Below are 8034 nucleotides of genomic sequence, written 5' to 3'. Positions count from 1 at the left end.
CCGTCGACGTGCTCGCCGGCCTCGAGGCCGTCGAGCGCTCGCTCGACTCCCGCCAGCAGGCCGACGACCGCGCCGCGCGCGCGGCCGACGCCGTCGGCACCGTCACCGGTGAGCGCCGCGCGGGTCGCGGCGCCGGCGCGCCGACCGTCGACGTGACGCTGCCCGAGGGCCCGACCTCCGCGGGCGACCGCGGCGAGCGCGGCGACCGGGCCGACCGCGGCGACCGCCGCGAGCAGCCCGAGGGCCAGCGCCAGCGCCAGCAGCAGGACGCCCCGCGCCAGGCCGGGCAGAACCCGGGCGAGCAGCACCCGCAGGACGCCGGCCAGGACGACGACGAGCGCGGCGGCCGCCGTCGGCGTTCGCGCGACCGGTACCGCGACCGCGACGGCCGCAAGCGCGGCCGCGGCCAGCGCGGCGGCGTGGGCGACCTGCCCTACGAGGAGGTCGAGATCGCCGAGGACGACGTGCTCGTCCCCGTCGCCGGCATCCTCGACGTGCTGGACTCGTACGCGTTCGTCCGCACCAGCGGCTACCTGCCCGGCCCGAACGACGTGTACCTGCCGCTCGCACAGGTCCGCAAGGCCGGCCTGCGCCGCGGCGACGCCATCACCGGTGCCGTGCGCGCGCCCCGCGAGGGCGAGCAGCAGGGCCAGGGCGGTGCGGGCCGGCCGAACAAGGCCAACGCGCTCGTGCGGCTGGACACGGTCAACGGGATGGCGCCCGAGCAGGCGCGCACCCGCCCCGAGTTCACCAAGCTGACGCCGCTGTACCCGCAGGACCGGCTGCGCCTCGAGAACGAGTCCAACCACCTGACCCCGCGGGTCATCGACATCGTCGCCCCGATCGGCAAGGGCCAGCGCGGCCTCATCGTCGCGCCGCCCAAGGCCGGCAAGACGATCATCATGCAGCAGATCGCCAACGCGATCACCGCGAACAACCCCGAGGTCCACCTCATGGTCGTGCTCGTCGACGAGCGCCCCGAGGAGGTCACGGACATGGAGCGGACCGTGAAGGGCGAGGTCATCGCCTCGACCTTCGACCGCCCCGCGTCGGACCACACGATGGTCGCCGAGCTGGCGATCGAGCGGGCCAAGCGCCTGGTCGAGCTCGGCCAGGACGTGGTCGTGCTGCTCGACTCGCTGACCCGCCTGTCCCGCGCGTACAACCTGGCGGCCCCGGCCTCCGGGCGCATCCTGTCCGGCGGCGTGGACGCGTCGGCGCTCTACCCGCCGAAGCGGTTCTTCGGCGCCGCGCGCAACATCGAGCACGGCGGCTCGCTGACGATCCTCGCGTCGGCGCTGGTGGAGACCGGCTCCAAGATGGACGAGGTCATCTTCGAGGAGTTCAAGGGCACCGGGAACATGGAGCTCCGGCTCTCCCGGTCGCTGGCGGACAAGCGGATCTTCCCGGCGGTGGACGTCAACGCGTCCGGCACCCGCCGCGAGGAGATCCTCATCGCGCCGGACGAGCTCAAGATCATCTGGAAGCTCCGCCGTGTCATGGGCGCGCTGGACCAGCAGCAGGCGATCGAGCTGCTGCTCGGCAAGCTCCGCGACACCAAGAGCAACGTCGAGTTCCTGCTCCAGGTCCAGAAGACGACCCCGGCGCAGAACGGCCACGGACACCACGACGAGAGCCAGCAGCGCGCGATCGTCTGACGCGCGCACGCACGACGGGGCGGCACCTCTTGGGGGTGCCGCCCCGTCGCGCGTCCCGCCCCGGCGCCGAGTCTCCACCTCTCGCCTGTGCCGCGACGGTCGGACGCAGGCGAGAAGTGGAGACTCGGCGAGCTGTGTGTGCGCGGGGCGTGGGGGTCAGCGCGGGGGGCGGGCGCCCGCGCGGCGGGCGGCGATCGCCTGCTCGTACCAGGCCAGGGTCTGCGCCGTGATCTCGCCGGCCTCGAACCGCTGCGCCGCGGCGCGCTGCGGGGCACGTGCGGCTGCCCGGGCCGCCGGGTCGTCGACCCAGCGGGCCAGCGTGCGCGCGAATGCGGCGGTGTCCCGCGGGTCGACGAGCTGGTCCTCCAGGCCCGCCATCGGCGTGCGGTAGCCCGGGTTGTCGCCGGCGAGCACCACGCCGCCGGCGTCCGCCAGCGCCTCGACGACCGACATGCCGAAGCTCTCGCCGCCGGTCGAGGGCAGGGCGACGACGTCCGCGCCGGCGAGCAGGGCCGCCTTGTCCTCCTCGGCGACGAAGCCCGGGAAGTCGACCCGGTCGGCGACGCCGGCGGCGCGGGCGCGGTCGCGCAGCTCGTCGAGCAGCGGGCCGCGGCCGGCGAGCGTGAGCGTCCACGGGCGGGTGGCGGGCATGGCGGCGACGGCGGCGAGCAGCTCGCGCGGGCCCTTGCGCTCGACCAGCCGGCCGAGGAACACGATCCGCACGGGGCGGTCGTCGGCGGCGGAGGGGGCGGCCGCGCCGGACAGGGCGTCCGCCGCCCCGCCGCCCAGCTCCACCGGCCCGCCGATGATCGGCACGTCCCGCCCGTACGCCTCCCGCACGGACTCCCGCGCCGCCTCGGACAGCGCGGTGATCGCGTCGAACCGCCGCAGCCGCCGGCGCTCCGCGAGCCCGAGCGCCCGGATGCCCCACCGGGTCAGCCGGTCCTGGGGGTAGATGACGAACTGCCCGACGACGGCGGTGCGCGCCGACGCCGCGGACACGACGCGCCCGGCGAGCAGCGGGCTGTACGGCATGGTCACGTGCAGGACGTCGAACGGGACCTCGGCGAGCAGCCGGCGGACGTCGGCGCGCCGCGCGGGCAGCGGGCTGCGCAGCCGGTTGCCGTTGAACCGCACGGAGACCGTGCGGCCGAGCACGTGCAGGTGCGGCAGGTCGGTGCGCTCGGTCGTGGAGGTGACGTAGTGCACCTCGTGGCCGAGGTCGGCGAGCCGGCGGCCGAGCGTCAGCACGATCTGCTGCACCCCGTCCGGCTTGTCGAGGCCGTCGTCGATCACCAGGCCGATACGGAGCACGGTCCCCATCGTAGGGGCGCAGCTCAGGCGGGCTCGTGCACCCCGTCGGCGCTGAGCGTCCGGTCGCCGCAGGTGATCGCCCGGGCGGTCTCCCGCGCGGCGTCGGTGCCGGCGGCCACCTCGTCGGACGTCCCGGCGGAGGCGACCGTGCCGTCGACGTGGATCAGGGTGCGGGTGACCGTGTCGTCGACCAGGTTCAGCCCGACCAGGTCGAGGGTGCCGTCGCCGTCCAGGTCGACGCAGCCGACGCCGGTGCCCTGGCCGGCGAAGCCCTGGTCGAACTGCCACGGCTCGCCGCGGGCGTCGGTGGCGGCGACCAGCGCGCAGTCCTGCACCACCAGCAGGTCGGCGACCCGGTTGTCGGAGACGAGCACCAGGGCCGGCTCGGCCGGGTCGGGCCGCAGGGCGAACGCGGTGGCGCCCGCGGGGCCGGCCAGGTCGACCGGCTGGGTCAGCGTGGCACCGGCGGCGGTGGAGACGCCGACCGTGCGGGTGCCGCCGTCGTCGGCGATCCACAGCCGGTCGGGCACGCCGTCGCCGTCCAGGTCGATCGTGTCGACGGTCGCGGCGCCGGCGGGCGCAGCGCCGCCGGCCCCGGTGCAGCCCGCGGCGGCGGGCGCGCCCGGCTGCGGCGTGCCGGTCGGAGACGGCGCGGGCGTCACCGGGGAGGACGCGGGCGGCGGGGCGCTCGACGCGGCGTCGTCGTCGGCCCCGGCGCTGCACGCGGACAGCAGCAGGGCGGCGGTGGCCAGGGCGGACAGGGTCAGCGGGGCGCGTCGGGTGCTCATCGCCCTCGACGCTAGGACGGCCCGCCCGAGATCGCGACCGACGGGAAGATTTCCGCCCCGCCCGCTGTTCTGGCAGACTGTTCCGTCGGTCTGCGGTTCACGTGCGCGGCTCGCGCGCACGACCCGGAGGCCCAACCCGAGGAGAACACCTGTGAAGACTGACATCCACCCCGAGTACGTGGTGACCCAGGTGACCTGCACCTGTGGCAACACGTTCACCACGCGCTCCACCGAGACCTCCGGCGAGATCCGCGCCGACGTCTGCAGCGCCTGCCACCCGTTCTACACGGGCAAGCAGAAGATCCTCGACACCGGCGTCTTCGCATGTCCGGGGCCGGGTCCGCCGTCCCCGGCCGCCCCGCCCCCCAGGAGACCCCCGCGATGACCGACCCGTTCGCGGCCGCCCGCCCGCTGCTCGACGAGCACGCGCGGATCGAGCAGCAGCTCGCCGACCCGGCGGTGCACGCCGACCAGGCGCTGGCCCGCACCCTCGGGCGCCGGTACGCCGAGCTCGGCCGGGTCGCGCAGGCGCACGGCGCGTGGCGCGCCGCGGCGGAGGACCTCGCGGACGCGCGGGAGCTCGCGCAGGAGGACGAGGCGTTCGCGGCCGAGCTGCCGTCCCTGGCCGAGGCCGAGGAGCACGCGGCGGAGAAGCTGCGCCGGGTCCTGGTCCCGCGCGACCCCGACGACGCCCGCGACGTGATCCTGGAGATCAAGGCCGGCGAGGGCGGCGAGGAGTCGGCGCTGTTCGCCGGCGACCTGCTGCGGATGTACCTGCGGTACGCCGAGCGCCGGGGGTGGAGGGCCGAGACGCTCGAGTCCACCGAGTCCGACCTCGGCGGGTACAAGGACGTGCAGGTCGCGATCAAGGCCCGCGGCGCCGTCACCGACCCGGCCGACGGCGTCTGGGCGAGCCTCAAGTACGAGGGCGGCGTGCACCGGGTGCAGCGCGTGCCGGTCACCGAGTCGCAGGGCCGGATCCACACCTCGGCCGCGGGCGTGCTCGTGTTCCCCGAGGTGGAGGACGAGGGCGAGGTCGAGATCGACCCGAACGACCTGCGGATCGACGTCTACCGGTCGTCCGGCCCCGGGGGGCAGTCGGTCAACACCACGGACTCCGCGGTGCGGATCACCCACCTGCCGACGGGCATCGTGGTGTCGATGCAGAACGAGAAGTCGCAGCTGCAGAACCGCGAGCAGGCCATGCGCGTGCTGCGCGCCCGGCTGCTGGCCGCGCGCCAGGAGGAGGCCGCCGCGGCCGCGAGCGAGGCCCGCCGGTCGCAGGTGCGCACGGTCGACCGCTCGGAGCGGATCCGCACGTACAACTTCCCGGAGAACCGGATCGCCGACCACCGCACCGGCTACAAGGCGTACAACCTGGACGCCGTGCTCGACGGCGACCTGCAGCCGGTCGTGCAGTCGGCGGTCGACGCCGACGAGGCCGCCCGGCTGGCCGCCGCGGGGGAGCGGTGACCACCTCCGGCGCGTCCGGCGCCCCCGTGCAGGCGCCCGGCGCGCCCACCCTGCGCGCCCTGGTGGAGGCCGCCGCCCGCGTCCTCGCCGAGGCGGGCGTGGGGTCGCCCCGGCACGACGCGACCGCGCTCGCCGCGCACGCGCTCGGCCTGCCGCGCCTCGACCTGGTGCTGGCGCCCCCCGTGCCCGAGGGCTTCACCCAGGAGTTCGCCGGGCTGGTCGACCGCCGCCGGCGCCGCGAGCCGCTGCAGCACATCGTCGGCTCGACGGTGTTCCGCTACCTGACCCTGCGCGTCGAGCCCGGGGTGTTCGTGCCGCGGCCGGAGACCGAGACCGTCGCGCAGGTCGGGATCGACGAGGCCGCGCGGATCGCCACCGAGGGGCGGACCCCGGTCGTCGTGGACCTGTGCTGCGGCGCGGGCGGCATCGCGCTGTCGCTGGCGACCGAGGTGCCGGAGGCGCGGGTGGCCGCCGTCGACGCGTCCCCGGCCGCCGTGGCGCTGACCCGGGACAACGGCGAGCGGGTGTCGGCGGGGGACGTCCGCGTCGAGCTCGGCGACGTGCGGGACCCCGCGGTGCTCGCCGACCTGGACGGCACGGTCGACGTGCTGGTGTCGAACCCGCCGTACATCCCGCCGGACGCGGTGCCGGTCGACCCCGAGGTCCGCGACCACGACCCCGACCTCGCGCTGTACGGCGGCGGGGCCGACGGGCTGGAGGTGCCGCGCGCCGTCCTGGCGGCCGCCGCCCGGCTGCTGGTGCCCGGCGGGCTGCTGGTGATGGAGCACGCGGAGGTGCAGGACGCCGCCGCCCGCGCGGCCGCCGAGGCGACCGGCGCCTTCGAGGCGGTCGAGTCCCGCCCGGACCTCACCGGCCGGCCCCGGATGCTCGTCGCCCGCCGACGGGCCGCCGCGCCCGCGACCGCCCCCGCGGCCCCCGCCGCCCCCGCGGGCGAGCCGCGTCCCCACGCCCAGCCGGCCGTGGGAGACTCGCAGCCGTGACTGCCGACGCCGTGCTGGACGCCACCGACCCCGCGACCTGGGGGCCGGCCCTCGACGCCGCCGTGCACACCGTGCAGCGCGGCGGGCTCGTCGTGCTGCCGACGGACACGGTGTACGGCATCGGGGCGGACGCCTTCACGCCGCCGGCGGTGAACGCGCTGCTCGCCGCGAAGGGCCGCGGGCGCCAGATGCCGCCGCCGGTGCTGATGCCGGACGCGCGCACCATGGACGGCCTGGCGATGGGCGTGCCCGCCGCGGCGCGCGACCTCGCCGAGGCGTTCTGGCCGGGCGGCCTCACGATCATCCTGGTCGCCCAGCCCTCGCTCGCCTGGGACCTGGGGGAGACCCACGGCACGGTCGCGCTGCGGGTGCCGGACCACCCCGTGGCGCTGGCGCTGCTCGGCCGCACCGGCCCGATGGCGGTGTCGAGCGCGAACCGCACCGGCCAGCCGTCGGCCCTCGAGGTCGGCGAGGCCTACGAGCAGCTCGGCGACCGGGTCCAGACGTACCTGGACGGCGGTCGCACGCCGGGGCAGGTCGCCTCGACGATCGTGGACGCCACCGGCGACGAGCTCCGCGTCGTCCGCCAGGGCGCCATCTCCCTGGAGCGCCTCCGCGAGGTCGCCCCCGTCGTGGCGGGTGACGCCGGCCGGTGAGGGCGTACCTCCTGCTCCTGCTGATCGCCGCGGCGGCGACCTACGTGCTGACGCCGCTGGCGCGGTGGTGCGCGCTCCGCTGGGGCGCGATCACGGCCGTGCGGAGCAGGGACGTGCACTCCATCCCGACGCCGCGGCTCGGCGGCCTGGCGATGTGGGCCGGGATCATGGTCGGCCTCGTCATGGCGAGCCAGCTGCCGTTCCTGGCGGACGTCTTCGACCGGCCGGAGCCGGTGATCGGCATCGCCGCCGCGGCGACGATCGTGTGCGCGCTGGGCGTCGCGGACGACATCTGGGACCTGGACTGGATGACGAAGCTGGTCGGGCAGGTGCTCGCCGCGTTCGTGATGGCGTCGATGGGCGTGCAGCTCTACCAGCTGCCCATCGACGGCGTGGTGCTGGGCTCCGACCGGATCTGGCTCGGCCTGACGGTGCTGGTGGTCGTCGTCGCGATGAACGCCGTGAACTTCGTCGACGGGCTGGACGGGCTCGCGGCCGGGCTCATCGCGATCGGCGGCGCCGGGTTCTTCCTGTACTCCTACCAGCTCACCCGCGACGCCAGCCCGGGCGACTACTCCAACCTCGCGACGCTCGTCGTGGCGCTGCTGGTGGGGGCGTGCGTGGGCTTCCTGCCGCACAACTTCAACCCGGCGCGGATCTTCATGGGCGACTCCGGGTCGATGCTCATCGGCCTCGTGATCGCCGCGGCGGGCATCCAGGTGACCGGGCAGATCGACCCGGCGATCGCCTCCACGCGGCAGTCGTTCCCCGCGTTCCTGCCGATCCTGCTGCCGCTGGCCGTGCTGCTGCTGCCGCTGCTCGACATGGGCCTCGCGGTGATCCGCCGGGTGGGCTCCGGGAAGTCGCCGTTCCACCCGGACCGGATGCACCTGCACCACCGGATGCTGGCGCTGGGCCACTCGCACCGGCGCGCGGTGATCATCCTGTACGTGTGGACGTTCGTGTTCACCGGCGCCGCGACCGCGCTCGTGTGGTTCTCCACCACCGCCGTGCTCGTCGGGCTGGCCGTCGGCGTGCTGGCCGCGCTGGCGCTGACCCTCGGCCCGCTGCGCGGCCGGAGCACGGCGGGCGGCGGCACGCCCGGCGGCGGCCCCGGCGTGCGCCCGCCGACGGGGCCCGAGCC

Annotated in this window: 8 protein-coding genes; 6 read left to right on the top strand and 2 right to left on the bottom strand. The window is 76.0% G+C overall.

Annotated elements, in window-relative coordinates:
* Positions 1 to 1658, top strand: a 1658-nt coding sequence (rho, locus tag AC3WUG_RS18965; RefSeq protein ID WP_492329090.1) for a transcription termination factor Rho, incomplete at its 5' end; no start/stop codon positions are given.
* A gap of 156 nt (positions 1659 to 1814) precedes the next feature.
* Here the strand turns inward: rho and AC3WUG_RS18960 are convergent.
* Together AC3WUG_RS18960 and AC3WUG_RS18955 are read right to left on the bottom strand one after the other, a co-directional pair.
* Entirely contained in the window at positions 1815 to 2981 is a 1167-nt protein-coding gene (locus AC3WUG_RS18960; protein ID WP_492329089.1) for a glycosyltransferase family 4 protein, read from the bottom strand.
* A gap of 14 nt (positions 2982 to 2995) precedes the next feature.
* A complete protein-coding gene (locus tag AC3WUG_RS18955; RefSeq protein ID WP_492329088.1) occupies positions 2996 to 3760 on the bottom strand; it encodes a hypothetical protein in 765 nt (254 codons plus the stop codon).
* A gap of 151 nt (positions 3761 to 3911) precedes the next feature.
* Here AC3WUG_RS18955 and rpmE point away from each other — a divergent pair, with 151 nt between their 5' ends.
* From rpmE to AC3WUG_RS18930, 5 genes are all read left to right on the top strand, one after another.
* Positions 3912 to 4145: a 50S ribosomal protein L31 gene (rpmE, locus tag AC3WUG_RS18950; RefSeq protein ID WP_492329087.1), complete on the top strand. Its 234-nt coding sequence runs from the start codon at positions 3912 to 3914 to the stop codon at positions 4143 to 4145.
* Positions 4142 to 5233, top strand: coding sequence for a peptide chain release factor 1 (prfA, locus tag AC3WUG_RS18945; RefSeq protein WP_492329086.1), 1092 nt, complete (start codon positions 4142 to 4144; stop codon positions 5231 to 5233). Before rpmE ends, prfA begins: the two co-directional genes overlap by 4 nt.
* The gene (prmC, locus tag AC3WUG_RS18940; protein WP_492329085.1) at positions 5230 to 6234 is read left to right on the top strand and encodes a peptide chain release factor N(5)-glutamine methyltransferase; all 1005 of its coding nucleotides are present in this window, start codon (positions 5230 to 5232) and stop codon (positions 6232 to 6234) included. Before prfA ends, prmC begins: the two co-directional genes overlap by 4 nt.
* Positions 6231 to 6890: an L-threonylcarbamoyladenylate synthase gene (locus AC3WUG_RS18935; RefSeq protein WP_308161176.1), complete on the top strand. Its 660-nt coding sequence runs from the start codon at positions 6231 to 6233 to the stop codon at positions 6888 to 6890. The genes prmC and AC3WUG_RS18935 overlap by 4 nt, the downstream gene beginning before the upstream one ends.
* On the top strand, positions 6887 to 8034 hold a 1148-nt coding region (locus AC3WUG_RS18930), incomplete at its 3' end, for an MraY family glycosyltransferase (RefSeq protein ID WP_492329084.1). The genes AC3WUG_RS18935 and AC3WUG_RS18930, both read left to right, overlap by 4 nt.

It is taken from the genome of Cellulomonas sp. EB106-03-03-XG116, from assembly GCF_058792015.1.
This window is presented reverse-complemented; position numbering and strand designations above follow the sequence as displayed.

What these genes read in the sequence shown, in the direction of transcription:
- AC3WUG_RS18960 (WP_492329089.1), bottom strand. Translation starts at nt 2,981, where the DNA reads ATGGGGACCGTGCTCCGTATCGGCCTGGTGATCGACGACGGCCTCGAC.
- AC3WUG_RS18955 (WP_492329088.1), bottom strand. Translation starts at nt 3,760, where the DNA reads ATGAGCACCCGACGCGCCCCGCTGACCCTGTCCGCCCTGGCCACCGCC.
- prfA (WP_492329086.1), top strand. Translation starts at nt 4,142, where the DNA reads ATGACCGACCCGTTCGCGGCCGCCCGCCCGCTGCTCGACGAGCACGCG.